The sequence below is a fragment of the Bacillus cereus group sp. Sample62 genome (assembly GCF_036851315.1).
Lineage (GTDB): Bacteria > Bacillota > Bacilli > Bacillales > Bacillaceae_G > Bacillus_A > Bacillus_A wiedmannii.
On record NZ_JAFLPK010000001.1, the window covers coordinates 1390551 to 1405637 of the forward strand.

The following is a 15087-nucleotide window of genomic DNA, read 5'->3' on the forward strand; positions in this document are numbered from 1 at the left end:
CCCACCCTAAAATTCGTTGTAAATAAATGTACTTGTGTTTGTATCATGGAATCCATACAACCAAAGTAATGCAAATAAAATTGCAAGGTAATAAACCGTCTTTGCAACCCATTGTGTGAGTGGTCGAGACCATATCTCTTTTAATCTTTCCATGTCTTTCCCTCTCTTAATGAAATGATAGCTCTTTGTAGGTATCATGTCCTACATTATTGTGAAAAAAACAAAATTCCACATTTTAGGTAAAAATAAGTCAAAAGGCTCTTTTCTGATATTAGCACTAAATACTAAAAAAGAAAATCCCTAACTTAGCAATTATATTACATTCAGCATGAATTTGTAATGGGTTTGACATGTAAATAGGAAGTGGATTGTGTGAATGTATAAAAGTGGTCTGGGAGAATGTATAGAAATGTAATATTCGTTTGAGTTTTTCATAGTTAATGTATGAATTGTTAAAGTTTCATAAGAGGAGGAATTTCTGATGAAGAGGATGTGGAAGGATCTTATTTCAGAAGAAAACATTATTAAATGGAGACAGCATTTTCATAAATATCCGGAATTATCATTTCATGAAAAAGAAACTTCACAATTTATATATGATACATTATGCTCATTTTCTTCTTTTGAAGTAACGAGACCGACGAAGTATAGTGTACTAGCAATTAAAAGAGGGACGGGACAAGGGAAAGTAGTTGCGATTCGAGCTGATATAGATGCTTTACCAATTCAAGAGGAGACAAGGAAATCTTATACGTCTGTGAATAAAGGAATGATGCATGCATGTGGGCATGATGCTCACGCAGCTATTTTGTTAAGTACAGCAGAGGTGCTATCAAATATAAAGGAAGATTTCGTAGGTGAGATTCGTCTCTTCTTTCAGCACGCAGAAGAGGTGTATCCTGGCGGGGGACAAGAAATGGTTGAGGCAGGCGTGATGGATGGTGTTGATTATGTAATAGGTTTACATGTTATGTCTGGATTGGAGAGCGGGAAAATCGGAATTGCGTATGGACCGATGATGGCGGCACCGGACGTATTTACAGTTGAAATTCAAGGGAAAGGAGGGCATGCGGCGAGGCCAGAAGAAACGATAGATCCTATTGCTATCGGAGCGCAGATTATTACAAATTTACAACATATCGTATCAAGAAATACAAGTGCTTTTATGCAAAGGGTCGTTTCAGTTACGCAGTTTCATGGGGGAATGGCTGATAATATTATTCCTAATGCAGCAACTTTAATGGGAACTGTGCGTTCTTTTAATCAAGCGTTAAGAATAGAAGCAGAAGAGAAAATTGAGCAAATCGTGAACGGAATTACAAAGGCACATGGAGGAAAGTATACATATACGTATCGATACGGATATGATCCGGTTATTAATGATGAATATATTACGAAAGTAGTAGAAGAAAGTGCACTACATTTGTTTGGGAATGAGCGTGTTGTAAAGCTTGAACCTTCTATGGGAGGAGAAGATTTTTCAGCATATTTAAGAAAGGCACCGGGTTGCTTCATTAAATTGGGGACGGGGAATGAAAAGGTAGATACTTGTTATCCGCATCATCATCCGAAATTTGATGTAGATGAATCAGCTTTAATTTATGGAGTGGAATTATTTTTAGAGACAGCGATAAGACTACTAAAATCATAGAAAAGTATAAAAAAAGGCAACTGCGCTCTATCGCAGTTGCTTTTATTTCTTTCCGTCAGAGAGGGCTGAGAAAGAACTATGCTCATTTATAGTATATGAATAGCTAACGGACAAGCTTGTACATTTTAATCATTTTTTTAAAAATAGTTATTGACATTGATAATCACTGTCAATTAATCTAAGGGTAGTTGAAATTGATAATTATTATCAATAGGATGGATGAGACATGTTAATGAGAAAAAAATTTCACCTTCTGCGGAGGGGATTAAAAGATAAAAATAAAGATGTTGATCAGCATATGGAATGGCAACGAAATGTAATTCGTTCTGAATATGTAGATGAGAAGAGTCCGCTTCCAACAGAAAAAGAGATACAAGGTAAAAGGAGAGATTCAGTTGAGTAAGTTAGTAATGATTTTTGCAAGTATGAGTGGAAATACAGAGGAAATGGCTGATCATATTGCAGGTACAATTCGTGAAACAGAAAATGAAATTGAAGTTATCGATATTATGGATTCACCAGAAGCTTCTATACTAGAACAGTATGATGGAATTATTTTAGGTGCTTACACTTGGGGAGATGGTGACCTTCCTGATGATTTCTTAGATTTTTATGATGCAATGGATTCTATTGATTTAACCGGGAAAAAAGCAGCAGTATTCGGATCATGTGATTCGGCTTATCCGAAATACGGCGTGGCGGTTGACATTTTAATAGAAAAGCTACAAGAGCGCGGAGCTGCAGTTGTGTTAGAAGGACTAAAAGTAGAATTAACGCCAGAAGATGAAGATGTAGAAAAATGTTTACAGTTTGGAGCTGAATTTGTAAAACACCTTTCTTAATGGCAGAAGGGAGATGAAGAGCAAGTGCATGAGAAAATCGCAATCAAAACGATGACAGATTATCATTTGTATGATTTTATGCGTTGTCCGCATAAATTTTATTTCCGTCATATAAAAAGAAGAGAACCTTCTTCATTTGAATGGCAACAAATCGCACAAATGATTGTGAATCGAATTATTAATGAATATTACACACTACCTGCGGGCCAACAAACGAAAATCGTACTTTTAATATTAATAGAAAAGTATTGGAAAAAAGTAAGGATTAATATGTTTGCTTCAAAGACGGAGTATTATATTGTGTTAGCGAAGTTAACGGATCACTTATTACAGTTTGTTGAAAGAGATGATAGTCAGACACCGCCGTTATTTTTATATGAAAAATTTCAAACATATATGGAAGAGTTAGGTGTCCACATGTCATTGACATTAGAAGTTGGTGAGTGGAGTACTGAGTCGTTTGTAATTAAAAAGTATGTTGTCGATGCGGATGAGGAAATGCTTGCTCTTTGTCAAAAGTTAATGACAGTATTCAGTTATAAAGCTTTTGGAATTCTTCCCGGAAAAATTGAAGTTATTAATTTAATAGAAGGAACTAAGTATGAGTACATTCCGAAACAGGAAGATATTATAACTGGAATGGCTGATTTGTCTAGAATGAAAGAAATGTTACAACAACCTGAGCATTATACAGAGCGTCATTTTCGTTCTGAGTGTATGAGTTGTGCGTTTCGCAGGGAATGCCAAGGGGAAGAAGTAAAGAAAGAAGCGAAGCAGAAGAAAAATATCGTACATTAAAGGATGCAATTTTGCATCCTTTTTTGTTATTGACATGAAAAGCTTTTCATCATTTACCGTATATTTGTAGCAGATTTTAATAAAGGGAGGAATAATCAATGGAAGATGAAACGAAAGTATTTCAATGGTTAAAAGAACAGAATGCTCCTTTTGGAATTCAACTGCAAATTTTACAAGCATTTCAACTGTATCAAGTCATTGTTGAAATGGATAAAAAGTTAATGATGTATGAGGAGAGAGAATATCGGGAGAGAATGTAATGTCATCCCTGTAGTATTACTTTCAGTTGTTCAGTACCTTCTAGGAATTTAAGTTCATTCTTTGTTTCAAAGTTATAAATCATATTATGTAGTAAAGGACTGTATTGATAAAAGGTCGTGATGCGGTGAATGAGTAATGGATCATGGTGTGAAATAAGCGTACTGTATTGTTCATATACTGATGTAGTAAATTCATGTCCGAAATCATAATATAGCCCAGCAAAATCAAAGGCGGGATCTCCAATTTGAGCATCACCAAAATCGATAATACCTGAAATGGTTTTATTTTGGTGATCAAATAAAATGTGATGATGTGTAAAGTCAGCGTGAATAATGGTATTTTGAAAAGTGGATGTATCGATACATGTAAAGAAATTCTCGAATAAACAATTTAACGCTGATTTCTGGTATGAAGTAAGACTATTGGTAAGATATTGAGTTAATTTTGTTTGTAGCTCTTTCCAGTAGGTAAGTGTTTTTTCTGTAGGGAATTCTAATGCCTTCACAAGCTTTAAAGGAATACTATGTAGAGCCGCAAGGAAAGTCGCTAATTGTGTAATAATTACTCCAAGTTCTTTTTTCTCTAGCTTGGTAACTATTTCTTTTTTAAACGGTTCACCATGAATGAGAGTATAGTAACTACAAAGTGGAAAAGTATCAGCATCATTTTTATATAATAGGTGATACTTTGGAACCTCGATTTCTTGTAGCAAATGAGAGAGAATTATGCACAGTTCTTTTTCTAAAGGAATTCGCATTGCATATTCCTGTTTTCGCGGGAAACGAAACAGTAGCTCATCATTTACTATAACTGCTACATTATCCCATCCTTCTTCATTTTGTTTATATGAATGTATAGAAAGATTAGGCAAAGCTTCTTTTATATACTGTTTGTAAGAGTCCATAATTGTTCCTCATTTCTAAGTTAAGTTATTCTACTTTATGATATCAGAATTTTCTTTCTATATGTTAAAATATAACTATCATTATGAAGAAGGGCGGGAGTATTACGAAGAAAAGACTATTCCTCATTTCTCTATGTATCGCTTTTGGATTGTTTTGGTCATATAAAGAAGAGGTTTTTGCTAGCTTTAAACTGATTGATCAGTACGGATTAAATAATGAATTAAAGAACAAAAGTATAGAAACTTTAACTCATAATGAAATGAAAAAGGTAGGAGAACATTTTGTGACAGAGCAATTATCAGTGTTTGAGCTTAATAATAAAGAAGATATGAAACGAAAAGGTGAAGAACTATTTGTAAATAGAGGGTATGAACAATTAATAGGAAATTATTATCCAAATCGGTTTCGGGATTTAGAGTATAGATTTACAAACGAGGACATACGTGAAGTGACGGATGAAAGTTTTCGTTATCAAACTGCAGCGTACGTTGAGGGTACTGAAAATGGTAAGAGAAGCGAAATGAAATTGAATTATGAAATAAAAATTGTAAAGGTTAATAATATATTTAAGGTGTTAGAACAAAAACAGTATGTACAATAAAGTGAAACATGAATGAGTGCTACAAATAGCGGATAAAAAAATCCCCCAGTTCTTTGAGGGATTCTAAAGGTTTTCATTTTGTTGACCAAGTTCTTTTTGAGCAATATATAAATTTCCTTGCTCGACTTGTTTTTGAGTAAGAACAGAATCACCTGCATACCCTTTTTCTGTTTTCACAGTTCTTTTTGAACGATTGGAATTTTGTTTCTTCATATAATAGACCACCTTCCATCAAAAATAAACGAAAATGATGAGTACGAGTAACACAGCGGCAAAAATGGTAATGCCCATTAAAAACGAGATGTTTTTATTTTTAGGTGGCTTATGTACATCTTGTCGATATCCAGGTGAAATTTCAGGGGCGAATTCTTCATCGAATGATTGCTTTTTTTCTTTTTCGTCCATATGTATCCACCTTTCTTTTTCATTATGTTATACGTTCAAAGAAAAAATATGCATAAAGAAAACCGCCCCTCTATCGTGAGCGGCGGTTTTCTGTTGTATATTTTTTTTGAACTTGAAAGAGACGGACAAGAAGGAAGGTGGCGCCAAATGCTAGACCGATAATAAGACCGATCCAATATCCTTTTGCTGCCCAGTCAGTGTAAGTTGCTAATATGTAACCGAGAGGGAGACCTATTACCCAATAAGCGATTAATGTCATAATTAAGGAAACATTTACGTCTTTATAACCACGTAGTGCCCCTTGTACAGGAGTTGCAATTGCATCTGAAATTTGAAATAAAATCGCAAATATAAGAAATTCTTTTGCTAAATGATGAACTTGTATATCTGTCGTATAAATAGAAGCAATTTCATCATCAAAGAAGTAGAGAAGAATTGAATATAATAGGGCAAATACAAGTGCTAAGCCTATCCCGATAAATCCATATTGTTTTGCGTTATTATATCGTTTTGCTCCAACTTCGAATCCAACAGCGATGGTCATTGCCATTGCTAAACTTAAAGGAGTCATATATAACAAGGAAGCGAAGTTCATAGCTGCTTGATGAGCTGCGATTGTTGTCGTACTAAAATTACTCATCATAAGTGTCACTGCAGCAAAAATACTCGTTTCAAAAAAGATAGCAAATCCGATAGGAACGCCAAGTTTTAAGAACTCTTTCCAACTCGAAAGAGAAGGACGATATAATTGTTTAAAGATATTGAAAGATGCGAAAGGCTCTTTCGTACGAATAATAATAACGGTAATAATTAAAATGCACCAATAGGTTGCTGCAGAAGCAATTGCCGCTCCGACACCACCGAGTTTTGGAAAACCGAAATGACCAAAAATTAATACATAATTTAATACTACGTTAATTGGTAATGATAGTAATGTAATGATCATCGTTGTGCGAGTTTTTCCCAATGCATCAATAAACCCGCGTAAAACAGTGTAAGTAAATAAAGGGATAATTCCAATTGCAATAATACTTAAAAATTGTGCCGCAATACGTTCCACAGGTTCTTCCAGGCGCATGCCGTTTAAAATAGGTGAAACAGCGAAGAAACCGATAAGGATGACCACGAAACTAGCACAAATTGCTAAATATACTGCTTGTATGACAACTTGGGGAACATCCTCTTTTTTCTTTGATCCAACGAGTTGCGCAACAATTGGAGTAGTAGCCATTAAAATTCCTGTTAATCCGGTACTAACGGGAAGCCATATACTTGTTCCGATAGCAACACCCGCTAAATCAATAGGACTTGCGTGCCCTGACATTGTCGTATCGAAAAAACTCATTGCAAATAATGACATTTGCGTTACGAAAATCGGGAAAAATAGTAATACAAATTGCTTTAATTTTTGTGAGAATGAATTAGTTTCTTTCATAAAATCCCCTTTCCGCTAAAAAAACAAACTCTTACTATCATACAATTTAATCAAAAAATAGAAAAGAAATACGCGCATACAACATGTACAATCAATAAAAAAAGGATGCACTTTAAAAGGGGATAAGGTATTATGATAAGGTGTGAAAAATTACATATTCGTTATTAAGGAGGCACTACTCGTGGCTGATTGGTTAATTGGAATAATCATGGGGGCTGTTGAAGGTTTAACAGAGTTTTTACCAGTTTCATCAACAGGACATATGATTTTAACAGGTCATTTACTTGGATTTGACGACGAGAGAGCGAAAGTTTTCGAAGTTGTTATTCAATTGGGATCGATTTTAGCAGTTGTTGTTATATTTTGGAAGCGCCTATGGTCTTTAGTAGGTATAGGGAAAGTAACAGACGGACCATCGTTAAATTTATTACATATTATTATCGGGATGATTCCTGCCGGCGTACTTGGCGTATTGTTCCATAGTGCGATTAAAGAAGTTTTATTTGGGCCAGGCCCAGTTGTCATCAGTTTAGTGGCTGGTGGTATTTTAATGATTGTTGCTGAGAAGTTTTCGAAACCAAGTACAGCAAGAACATTAGATGAAATCACATATAAGCAAGCTTTTACAATTGGAATGTTCCAATGTTTAGCGCTTTGGCCAGGATTTTCTCGTTCTGGTTCTACAATAAGTGGTGGTTTATTAGCTCGCGTGTCACATACAGCGGCGGCTGAATATACATTTATTTTAGCAGTACCAATGATGGTAGCTGCAAGTGGTTTAGATTTAATTAAAAGCTGGGATATATTAAGTACGGCTGATATCCCATTATTTGCAACTGGATTTATTACAGCATTCGTTGTGGCGATGCTTGCAATTGTTTCATTCTTAAAATTATTAGCTCGTGTAAAACTAACACCGTTCGCTTACTACCGTTTCATTTTAGCTGCGGTATTCTATTTCTTCTTCATTATGTAATAAAAAAACTGCCGAGTTCGGCAGTTTTTTATTTTACTACTTTTTCCATCATGCTTTCCATTACATGTTCCCAAAGAGAAGTATCATCAGCTAATGTAGCACGGAAATTAGCGTACATTTCTTTTTGTTTCTCTTCGAATGTTGGATCTTCTTTTTCAGGCAATGTAGCGCGCATTGAAGTTACTAACTCTTGTACTTTTGGAGCGCGTGGTCCCCAAACGGCTTGTTCATTTCCATCTTTATCAATGAAAATAAAAATTGGAATGGCACGTGCTGTTCCATTTGTTAAATATTGATCCATTAATTCTAAGTTTTCATCGCGAATTAATAATCTCATATCAATATTTGCAACTTCAGAAATTCGTTTCATAACAGGTACGCATAAAAGAGCGTCACCACACCAATCAGCTGTTAATACGATAACACGCCAGCCATCATTTTGGCGTTCTTCTAATACAGGAAGTAATTCATTTGGAATTAAAAAGTTATTGTAAATGTGCAGTAGCTCGTATTGATTTACTTTCATTTCATTCACATATGTATCAAAGGACATACCTTTATCAGCCCATTGTTGTAAGTTCATAAGTAACACCTCTTTAGTATGATTTGTTTTCATTGTACCAATTTTTATATAGAAAAGCTTGTATTCTTACTCCTTCTTGTCACTTAATAATTTATTTAATAGGAAAAGGAATAGTACGACACATAATTCAGCAATGTTGGACAGTTGAACACTCTCTATCCAATCGTCGGCAGTATGAATGACGAACCAATCTATCGTAATTTCAATGATTGCAAAAAGAGTAATAGCCAGCCAATTTGGCATATTTTTTGTCATTGGATATAGCAACGCCTTGAGGAAACCGAAGGTAAAGAATGTAATACCGTCTAAGAAAGTGATTAATAAAAAAAATAGAAGTAAAGCAGTGCGTGATCTATACTCTATACCTGTAATATGAAAGATTCCTACATATACAAAGAATATAAATGCAAAAATTATAATGAGAAACAGAATAACAAAACCAATAATCAAAGTCTTATCTTTTAGATTGAGATTAGAAAATTTGTCTTCTTCACTCACTATTCCATCTCCTTTTTCTGGAAATTTAATTTTATTGTATCATGAAATGTATATTAAAAAACTACGAATTATGGGAAAATAAGGTGACAAAAAGTAAGATTTCATGTAAAATTATTAATAAGGTTTTTATTTAACTAAATGAAATAAAAGGGGCTGTCAAAATTGTCTCAAAATCGAGAGCAATTAATGGAAGAACTATCGACAAATGTTTTTGCTATGTTTCGCACGTTGCGTAATGATATTGGAAAAATATTTGGTGGTTACATACCGTGGAATGAGTTCATCGTCCTTAGAATATTGAACCGTACGAATAAAGAAATGGTATCACGTGTAGCTAATGAGTTAAATGTGTCGAATAGTCATATTACAGCTGTTACAGAAAAATTAATTAATAAAGGCTTTGTAACCCGTTCACGTTCTACGTCAGATCGCAGAGTTGTATATTTAGAGATTACAGAGCAAGGGAAAGATTTGGTTGCAAAAATGGAAGGGGAGAAAAAGAAATATTTACAAGAAAGATTCTCCGCACTTTCAGAAGAAGAAATGAATATAATGATATCTATTTCTAAAAAACTTATTTAAGCCATTACAAACAAGAAAACGCTTGCATTGTGGAGAAGAAGACCTTCCTTATATGAGGAAGGTCTTCTTTCGTATGTAAAAGATTATAAAAAAGAAAATATGTAACATACTATTAATAAAGGAAGGGGGCAGAAATATGACAAATCGAAATGGTAGTAAAGGGAGCGGAAATCAAGGCTCACCAAAATCAGGGCAATTTCAGCAAGAGTTTAGTGCGGAATTTGAGACTGGTAATGATAACAAAGGAAAAGAATATCGTTCGAAAAAAGGAAGTAAATCAAAAAAGGAGTGAATCATTTCACTCCTTTTTTGATTTAAGACGCTGCAGATTGATCCGTATTATATTTTTCTTCTGATTTTGCGACGATCATTGCGCAAATTGCATCACCGGAAATATTTACAGCTGTTCGTGACATATCTAGAATGCGGTCAATACCGATAATTAAGGCAATACCTTCTACCGGTAGATTTACTTGATTTAAAACCATTGTAAGCATTACAAGTCCAACACCTGGTACACCAGCAGTACCGATACTAGCTAGTACAGCAGTTAATACGACGACAGCTAATTGGGTCATAGTAAGCTCAACTCCGTATACTTGAGCGATAAACACAGTTGCTACACCTTGCATAATGGCAGTACCATCCATATTAATCGTTGCACCCAGTGGTTGTACAAAAGAACTTATCGCTTTTGGAACACCAAGTTTTTCTTGTGCTGTTTTCATTGCAAATGGAAGAGATGCATTAGAGCTAGATGTACTAAACCCAATTGCCATTACCGGTCCGAAATGTTTAAAGAAACGGACAATGCTTTCTTTTGCTAATACCTTTAATAATCCGCCATACACGAAGACGCCGTGAATAATAAGTACTAGCATAACGACAATCATATACTTGAACATCGCAGCGACGCCTGCAAGACCCATTTTACCAACGGATGAAGCGAGCAATCCAAATGTTCCGATTGGAGCTAATTTCATAACGAGATTAACAAGATACATCATTAATTCGTTGCCCTGTTCAAGTAATGAATGGATACCTTGGACCCGTTTTCCTAAAATAGCTATACCGAGTCCGATTAATACGGCAAAGGCAATAATTTGTAACATGTTTCCATCAGCCATCGCTTTTGCTGGATTATCTGGTACGATATTTAGCAATGTATCGACGAAAGATGTTTCGGTTTTTGCCCCTTCATATTTAAGCCCTTCTGTTTTAAAGTTACCGCCAGATCCTGGTTGAATAATCAGTGCAAATGTAACTGCAATAGAGATAGCAACGGCTGTAGTTAGAAGAAAGAATGAAATTGATTTTAAGCCGATTCTTCCAAGTTGTTTCGGGTCTCCAAGCCCAGCAGCCCCAAGCACGATAGAAATGAATACAACAGGAACAACTAGCATTTTAATGAGGCGAATAAACAATTGACCAAGTGGATTGAACACAAATTGATTTAATGGTTCAAAAATGGATGGTGCAGCTAAATTTAAAGTGAGTCCGACAACTAAACCGAGAAATAATGCAATTAAGATTGCTTTTGTTTGTTTCAATAAAACCCCCCCTTATTTTTGTGAAATTGCTTTCTACATTAATTGTACCGAAAAACTACCTATTTTGACAGTATTTTCTGAATATTTTGTGTAAAAATTTGTATTTAAATATAGATTGCTTTTGCTAAAGTAAGCAGAAAAGTTGGGAAATCTAGTTAGAAAACAAAGTAGACCATCACATAAGATGGTCTAGGGAAGGGGACAATTTATGTCAATTTAATTAGGGATGGAAGCTATTCAAAGACACTGGGGAATGTCTTATAAATTAGGGAGGAACAGCTTCGATACATATACTATAAAAGTTGGATGTGGCCTTGGTGTGAACATAGAGTGAAAGAGAGAGGGAGTTTTAAATAGAAGATAGAGTAAACAAAAAAATAAGACCATCACATAAGAGATGGTCAAGGAAGGGGACAATTTATGTCAATTTAATTAGGGATGGAAGCCATTCAAAGACACTGGGGAATGTCTTATAAATTAGGGAGGAACAGCTTCGATACATATACTATAAAAGTTGGATGTGACCTTGGTGTGAACATAGAGTGAAAGAGAGAGGGAGTTTTAAATAAGAGGTAGGGTAAACAAAAAATAAGACCATCACATAAGAGATGGTCAAGGAAGGGGACAATTTATGTCAATTTAATTAGGGATGGAAGTTGTTCAAGACACTGGGGAATGTCTTATAAATTAGGGAGGAACAACTTCGATACATATACTATAAAAGTTGGATGTGACCTTGGTGTGAACATAGAGTGAAAGGGAGAGGGAGTTTTAAATAAGAGGTAGAGTAAACAAAAAATAAGACCATCACATAAGAGATGGTCAAGGAAGGGGACAATTTATGTCAATTTAATTAGGGATGGAAGTTGTTCAAGACACTGGGGAATGTCTTATAAATTAGGGAGGAACAACTTCGATACATATACTATAAAAGTTGGATGTGACCTTGGTGTGAACATAGAGTGAAAGGTATGAGAATTTGAGAAATGATACATATAAAATGATTGTTGCGAGAGTTGTAGAGTACGAATAAATATAATAGAAAGTTTCTTGTCATAAAATGAAGTGGAGTTCGAGTATAAATAAAAGTTGAAATCTTTAAAAAAAAGGATTATGCTCAACTATATTATAAGAATATAAGGTTTATCCCGCTATGTAAGGTTTCTTATAAGCCTTTAGTTATGAGGGGAAAAGGGAGTTAGTGAATATGGAAGTAACAAAAAGACAAGGGCTGTATAATCGTTTTATACGATTAAATCCACCACAAATATTAGCATTAGGTTTTTTCTGCTTAATTGTGGTTGGCGGTTTGTTATTAAAGTTACCATTTGCAACGAAAGTACATATTAGTTGGGTAGATGCTTTCTTTACGGCAACGTCAGCAGCAACTGTAACGGGATTAGGAGTAGTAGATACTGCAAGTACGTTTACGATGTTTGGCGAGATTGTTATTATGTTTTTAATTCAAACAGGTGGTTTAGGTCTTATGACAATTGCCATTTTAATTGTTTGGGTATTAGGTAAAAAAATCGGGTTACGCCATCGATTATTAATCGGAGAGGCATTTAATCAGACAAATATAGGTGGTCTTGTAAAATTAGTAAAACGTGTCTTTATATTTTCAATTTGTATTGAGCTTATTGGAGTCATCTTTTTATCGTTTCGCTTTATTCCAGAGTTTGGCTTTGGAAAAGGTGTATACTATAGTATTTTTCACGTTATTGCATCTTATAATAATGCTGGATTTGCTCTATGGCCGGATAATTTAACAAGGTATGTAGGAGATCCTATTGTTAATATTGGGATTTGCTCTTTAATCGTAATAGGTGGTCTCGGTTTTACCGTATTAATTGATATATGGTATAGTCGTAGCTTTCGAAAATTATCACTTCATTCTAAAATCATGATTGTTGGAACGGTAGCGTTAAATGTTATAGCAATGATTGTGATTTTTGTATTGGAATATAATAATGTGAAGACGTTAGGGAATTTACCTTTAAATGAAAAGTTATGGGCTTCTTTCTTCCAAGGTATTACTCCTCGTACTGCTGGATTTAATACAGTTGACTACGGGGGAATGGAAGAATCATCTATATTATTTACGATGGTTTTAATGTTTATTGGTGCAGGAAGTGTATCAACAGGTGGAGGGATTAAATTAACAACGTTTGTTATTTTAGTTACATCCGTCCTTTCTTTCTTTAGAAAAAAAGAGGAAATCGTTTTATTTCAGCGCACAATTAAAATGTCAACAGTAACGAGAGCGTTAGCTATTGCTGTTGCCAGTCAAATACTCATTTTTGCAGCGGTATTTGTATTAATGCTTACAGAAAACTTCAGCTTTATTCAGTTACTATTTGAAACAATTTCAGCGTTTGGTACAGTAGGGTTAACGATGGGAATTACTGCAAAGTTATCAGCGTTTGGAAAATGTATTATTATGTTTGTTATGTTTTGCGGATTAATCGGACCGTTAACACTTGTCTTTTCTTTAGCACGACCAGCAAAACAAAAAATTAAATATCCATCGGAAGATGTATTTACAGGATAAGGTATCCCGCATAAAGCGAGATACCTTTTTCTTTTTAAAAAAGGGAGAACAATAATCCGACAAGCGCTACTCGGAATAAAATTGCAATGAGTGCAGCAATTCCGCCGACAATTGCAGCGATACCACCAGTTACAGTAGCTCCGCGATTATAAGCGTAAATCCCTAGTAATACAGAAACAAGACCAAATAATGTTGGGAAAGTGAAGAGTGATAAGATAGATAAAGCAAGAGCGATAAAGCCAGCAGTTGATCCAGCGGCGGACGATCTTACATCATCTTTATGATCCTTCTCATCGTAATCATAATCAATGCGCTGTGGTGCAACCTCAGCTGCATATTCTTCTTTATAGTCACTATAATCACTATCTATTCTATCTCTTTTTTTATACTCATCAAATTTCTCAGTCAAAGTCATGACTCCTTTCATAACAAGGTTCAATAGTAGTATGCATCTCTTTTTCTTTTTTATCCCGCTATTTGTGATCCGCAAACGCCCGATTGGTGAGGGTTAATACTTAATGGGTGATGAACAAAACCTCATTGATTAAAGTTTTACTTTATCCGAGCGTGTACAAGGCATAATTCTACTTAGAAGAGTGGAATTGTTTTTTGAAATAGGAAAAGTTAGTATGACTTCCTCTATTTTGGAAAGTATAAAAAAGAATAATGAGGAAAGGGTGCAATACATAATGGAACATCCAATTGAAAATTTAATGAAAACAGCAATGACTAATTTAAAAGAGATGGTAGATGTAAATACGATTGTTGGAAGTCCGGTTTCGACGGCTGATGGAAATGTAGTATTAACAGTATCTCAAGTGGCTTTTGGTTTTGGTGCCGGCGGAAGTGACTTTAAAGGTGATTTTATTTCCGAAAAACATAATAACGGACAAGGGCAGCATAAAGAGAACAAGCAAAGTCATCCATTTGGAGGCGGAAGCGGGGCTGGGGTTTCCATTAGCCCAGTTGCTTTTTTAGTAGTTGGTTCTAACGGTGTGCAAGTATTACACCTTAATAGTAGTACACATTTAATTGAAAAGGCTTTAAATACTGTACCAAGCACTGTAGATAAATTTGTAAATGGTCGCCAAAAGTGAACTTGCATTTTTTAGGAATTATGATATATTAGAAAAAGTGCGCTTTAGGATGATCGGAATAATTGAACTGTAAATATATATGATGTGTGGAATAAGGGAGAGGAATTTATGATTAATATCAAAAACTTAGTAGTTGGCTTATGTATGTTAGTAAGCGGTTTTGTTGTATATGTAATAAAAGAAAAAGCTCCATTCTAAAACAGACAAACCGTTACTGTCTGTTTTTAATTTGTAAAAAATGTTGACAAGTTATTGTATTGGTGTTAAAATTTTAATTCGTGTCTCGGTTACAGCTAGTGTAAAGTAAATAAATCTTATAAATATAATACGAAAAGTTTGCGAAAGATCGGGT

21 protein-coding genes are annotated in these 15087 nt (G+C 34.7%); 12 read left to right on the forward strand and 9 right to left on the reverse strand.

What is annotated here, in order from left to right:
- Nucleotides 1-6: 6 nt before the first annotated feature.
- The gene (locus J0835_RS07005) at nucleotides 7-153 is read right to left on the reverse strand and encodes a teichoic acid D-Ala incorporation-associated protein DltX (protein ID WP_000440293.1); all 147 of its coding nucleotides are present in this window, start codon (nucleotides 151-153) and stop codon (nucleotides 7-9) included.
- Between the two features lie 328 nt (nucleotides 154-481).
- Here J0835_RS07005 and amaA point away from each other — a divergent pair, with 328 nt between their 5' ends.
- The 5 genes from amaA (at nucleotide 482) to J0835_RS07030 (ending at nucleotide 3551) form a co-directional block, all read left to right on the forward strand.
- Nucleotides 482-1651 carry an N-acyl-aliphatic-L-amino acid amidohydrolase gene (gene amaA, locus J0835_RS07010; protein ID WP_087979908.1) on the forward strand — a complete coding sequence of 390 codons (1170 nt, stop codon included), beginning with the start codon at nucleotides 482-484 and terminating at the stop codon, nucleotides 1649-1651.
- Nucleotides 1652-1877: 226 nt separating this feature from the next.
- Nucleotides 1878-2054, forward strand: a complete 177-nt coding sequence (locus tag J0835_RS07015; RefSeq protein WP_000929010.1) for a hypothetical protein — start codon at nucleotides 1878-1880, stop codon at nucleotides 2052-2054.
- Nucleotides 2047-2493 carry a flavodoxin gene (locus J0835_RS07020; RefSeq protein WP_087979909.1) on the forward strand — a complete coding sequence of 149 codons (447 nt, stop codon included), beginning with the start codon at nucleotides 2047-2049 and terminating at the stop codon, nucleotides 2491-2493. The genes J0835_RS07015 and J0835_RS07020 overlap by 8 nt, the downstream gene beginning before the upstream one ends.
- 24 nt (nucleotides 2494-2517) lie before the next feature.
- Nucleotides 2518-3291, forward strand: a complete 774-nt coding sequence (locus J0835_RS07025; protein ID WP_048561412.1) for a hypothetical protein — start codon at nucleotides 2518-2520, stop codon at nucleotides 3289-3291.
- Nucleotides 3292-3389: 98 nt separating this feature from the next.
- Nucleotides 3390-3551: a hypothetical protein gene (locus tag J0835_RS07030; protein ID WP_087979910.1), complete on the forward strand. Its 162-nt coding sequence runs from the start codon at nucleotides 3390-3392 to the stop codon at nucleotides 3549-3551.
- 2 nt (nucleotides 3552-3553) lie between these two features.
- Here J0835_RS07030 and J0835_RS07035 read toward each other — a convergent pair whose 3' ends face one another.
- Nucleotides 3554-4456 (reverse strand): aminoglycoside phosphotransferase family protein, encoded by a 903-nt coding sequence (locus J0835_RS07035; protein ID WP_087979911.1) that lies wholly within the window; start codon nucleotides 4454-4456, stop codon nucleotides 3554-3556.
- An 83-nt stretch (nucleotides 4457-4539) separates the two neighbouring features.
- On the opposite strand from J0835_RS07035, the gene J0835_RS07040 reads away from it, so the two are divergent.
- The gene (locus J0835_RS07040; protein ID WP_087979912.1) at nucleotides 4540-5058 is read left to right on the forward strand and encodes a biotin transporter BioY; all 519 of its coding nucleotides are present in this window, start codon (nucleotides 4540-4542) and stop codon (nucleotides 5056-5058) included.
- Nucleotides 5059-5121: 63 nt separating this feature from the next.
- On the opposite strand, the gene J0835_RS07045 is transcribed toward J0835_RS07040, so the two are convergent.
- The 3 genes from J0835_RS07045 to J0835_RS07055 all read right to left on the reverse strand — a co-directional run bounded on the left by J0835_RS07045 (nucleotide 5122) and on the right by J0835_RS07055 (nucleotide 6898).
- Nucleotides 5122-5271 (reverse strand): hypothetical protein, encoded by a 150-nt coding sequence (locus J0835_RS07045; protein WP_000744621.1) that lies wholly within the window; start codon nucleotides 5269-5271, stop codon nucleotides 5122-5124.
- 18 nt (nucleotides 5272-5289) lie between these two features.
- Entirely contained in the window at nucleotides 5290-5463 is a 174-nt protein-coding gene (locus J0835_RS07050; RefSeq protein ID WP_087979913.1) for a 2-isopropylmalate synthase, read from the reverse strand.
- Between the two features lie 70 nt (nucleotides 5464-5533).
- Nucleotides 5534-6898, reverse strand: a complete 1365-nt coding sequence (locus tag J0835_RS07055) for an MATE family efflux transporter (RefSeq protein ID WP_087979914.1) — start codon at nucleotides 6896-6898, stop codon at nucleotides 5534-5536.
- Between the two features lie 181 nt (nucleotides 6899-7079).
- Here J0835_RS07055 and uppP point away from each other — a divergent pair, with 181 nt between their 5' ends.
- Complete coding sequence (gene uppP / locus J0835_RS07060) at nucleotides 7080-7874, forward strand: bacitracin resistance undecaprenyl-diphosphatase (RefSeq protein ID WP_087979915.1); 795 nt, start codon at nucleotides 7080-7082, stop codon at nucleotides 7872-7874.
- Nucleotides 7875-7902: 28 nt separating this feature from the next.
- On the opposite strand, the gene J0835_RS07065 is transcribed toward uppP, so the two are convergent.
- Together J0835_RS07065 and J0835_RS07070 are read right to left on the reverse strand one after the other, a co-directional pair.
- Complete coding sequence (locus J0835_RS07065; RefSeq protein WP_002070995.1) at nucleotides 7903-8490, reverse strand: thioredoxin family protein; 588 nt, start codon at nucleotides 8488-8490, stop codon at nucleotides 7903-7905.
- A gap of 33 nt (nucleotides 8491-8523) precedes the next feature.
- The gene (locus J0835_RS07070) at nucleotides 8524-8955 is read right to left on the reverse strand and encodes a YrvL family regulatory protein (RefSeq protein WP_087979916.1); all 432 of its coding nucleotides are present in this window, start codon (nucleotides 8953-8955) and stop codon (nucleotides 8524-8526) included.
- 162 nt (nucleotides 8956-9117) lie between these two features.
- Here J0835_RS07070 and J0835_RS07075 point away from each other — a divergent pair, with 162 nt between their 5' ends.
- Together J0835_RS07075 and J0835_RS07080 are read left to right on the forward strand one after the other, a co-directional pair.
- Nucleotides 9118-9537, forward strand: coding sequence for a MarR family winged helix-turn-helix transcriptional regulator (locus tag J0835_RS07075; RefSeq protein WP_000081442.1), 420 nt, complete (start codon nucleotides 9118-9120; stop codon nucleotides 9535-9537).
- A gap of 136 nt (nucleotides 9538-9673) precedes the next feature.
- The gene (locus J0835_RS07080) at nucleotides 9674-9829 is read left to right on the forward strand and encodes a hypothetical protein (protein WP_000184931.1); all 156 of its coding nucleotides are present in this window, start codon (nucleotides 9674-9676) and stop codon (nucleotides 9827-9829) included.
- A gap of 22 nt (nucleotides 9830-9851) precedes the next feature.
- On the opposite strand, the gene J0835_RS07085 is transcribed toward J0835_RS07080, so the two are convergent.
- Nucleotides 9852-11087, reverse strand: coding sequence for a dicarboxylate/amino acid:cation symporter (locus J0835_RS07085; RefSeq protein ID WP_087979917.1), 1236 nt, complete (start codon nucleotides 11085-11087; stop codon nucleotides 9852-9854).
- A 1207-nt stretch (nucleotides 11088-12294) separates the two neighbouring features.
- Between J0835_RS07085 and J0835_RS07090 the strand changes: the two genes are divergently transcribed.
- Nucleotides 12295-13638, forward strand: a complete 1344-nt coding sequence (locus J0835_RS07090) for a TrkH family potassium uptake protein (RefSeq protein WP_048561403.1) — start codon at nucleotides 12295-12297, stop codon at nucleotides 13636-13638.
- Between the two features lie 34 nt (nucleotides 13639-13672).
- Here the strand turns inward: J0835_RS07090 and J0835_RS07095 are convergent, their stop codons facing one another.
- Nucleotides 13673-14065, reverse strand: coding sequence for an imidazole glycerol phosphate synthase (locus J0835_RS07095; RefSeq protein WP_073517663.1), 393 nt, complete (start codon nucleotides 14063-14065; stop codon nucleotides 13673-13675).
- 202 nt (nucleotides 14066-14267) lie between these two features.
- Here J0835_RS07095 and ytfJ point away from each other — a divergent pair, with 202 nt between their 5' ends.
- Both ytfJ and J0835_RS07105 read left to right on the forward strand, forming a co-directional pair.
- Nucleotides 14268-14735, forward strand: coding sequence for a GerW family sporulation protein (gene ytfJ / locus J0835_RS07100; protein WP_002096773.1), 468 nt, complete (start codon nucleotides 14268-14270; stop codon nucleotides 14733-14735).
- Nucleotides 14736-14843: 108 nt separating this feature from the next.
- Nucleotides 14844-14933 (forward strand): hypothetical protein, encoded by a 90-nt coding sequence (locus J0835_RS07105; protein ID WP_000608225.1) that lies wholly within the window; start codon nucleotides 14844-14846, stop codon nucleotides 14931-14933.
- The last annotated feature ends 154 nt before the right edge of the window (nucleotides 14934-15087 follow it).

Bases quoted from the DNA above. Each gene is read 5' to 3' on its own strand.
- J0835_RS07040 (WP_087979912.1), top strand. From the start codon at position 4,540: ATGAAGAAGGGCGGGAGTATTACGAAGAAAAGACTATTCCTCATTTCT.
- J0835_RS07005 (WP_000440293.1), bottom strand. From the start codon at position 153: ATGGAAAGATTAAAAGAGATATGGTCTCGACCACTCACACAATGGGTT.
- J0835_RS07030 (WP_087979910.1), top strand. From the start codon at position 3,390: ATGGAAGATGAAACGAAAGTATTTCAATGGTTAAAAGAACAGAATGCT.
- amaA (WP_087979908.1), top strand. From the start codon at position 482: ATGAAGAGGATGTGGAAGGATCTTATTTCAGAAGAAAACATTATTAAA.
- J0835_RS07065 (WP_002070995.1), bottom strand. From the start codon at position 8,490: ATGAAAACAAATCATACTAAAGAGGTGTTACTTATGAACTTACAACAA.
- J0835_RS07015 (WP_000929010.1), top strand. From the start codon at position 1,878: ATGTTAATGAGAAAAAAATTTCACCTTCTGCGGAGGGGATTAAAAGAT.
- ytfJ (WP_002096773.1), top strand. From the start codon at position 14,268: ATGACTTCCTCTATTTTGGAAAGTATAAAAAAGAATAATGAGGAAAGG.
- J0835_RS07055 (WP_087979914.1), bottom strand. From the start codon at position 6,898: ATGAAAGAAACTAATTCATTCTCACAAAAATTAAAGCAATTTGTATTA.
- J0835_RS07095 (WP_073517663.1), bottom strand. From the start codon at position 14,065: ATGAAAGGAGTCATGACTTTGACTGAGAAATTTGATGAGTATAAAAAA.
- J0835_RS07050 (WP_087979913.1), bottom strand. From the start codon at position 5,463: ATGGACGAAAAAGAAAAAAAGCAATCATTCGATGAAGAATTCGCCCCT.
- J0835_RS07080 (WP_000184931.1), top strand. From the start codon at position 9,674: ATGACAAATCGAAATGGTAGTAAAGGGAGCGGAAATCAAGGCTCACCA.
- J0835_RS07035 (WP_087979911.1), bottom strand. From the start codon at position 4,456: ATGGACTCTTACAAACAGTATATAAAAGAAGCTTTGCCTAATCTTTCT.
- J0835_RS07045 (WP_000744621.1), bottom strand. From the start codon at position 5,271: ATGAAGAAACAAAATTCCAATCGTTCAAAAAGAACTGTGAAAACAGAA.
- J0835_RS07090 (WP_048561403.1), top strand. From the start codon at position 12,295: ATGGAAGTAACAAAAAGACAAGGGCTGTATAATCGTTTTATACGATTA.
- J0835_RS07105 (WP_000608225.1), top strand. From the start codon at position 14,844: ATGATTAATATCAAAAACTTAGTAGTTGGCTTATGTATGTTAGTAAGC.